The sequence below is a fragment of the Rhizobium sp. RHZ01 genome, from assembly GCF_014851595.1.
In the GTDB taxonomy this organism is placed as follows: domain Bacteria; phylum Pseudomonadota; class Alphaproteobacteria; order Rhizobiales; family Rhizobiaceae; genus Rhizobium; species Rhizobium altiplani.
This window is the reverse complement of the sequence record NZ_JACUZZ010000160.1, coordinates 1-255: the sequence shown is the minus strand read 5'-3', so window position 1 is coordinate 255 and position 255 is coordinate 1. Positions and strand designations below refer to the sequence as shown.

Here is a 255-nt window from a genome sequence, read left to right as displayed (position 1 = left end):
GCCCGAGCACGGCAAGCACGGGACCGCCGTGCTGGACATAGAAGAAGACCACCGCAACAACAAACGCCAGGATCGCGACCAGATAGAGCCGCTGCAGAACAGCGAGCAGATCGCCGCGCTTCCAGGCCAGCAGCGGGCCAAAGGGAACGATGACCAGCAGCGGCGCCATCAGCAGGCCGAAGGTCATGTTGAAGAAGGGCGGCCCGACCGAGATCTTGTCGCCGGTCAGCGTCTCCAAAAGCAGCGGATAGAGCG

The 255-nt window shown here is 63.5% G+C and carries 1 protein-coding gene; it reads right to left on the bottom strand.

The window, feature by feature from the left end; translation table 11 throughout:
- Nucleotides 1-255: cytochrome c-type biogenesis CcmF C-terminal domain-containing protein (locus tag IB248_RS31280; protein WP_281419737.1), on the bottom strand; the 255-nt coding region annotated here is incomplete at both ends.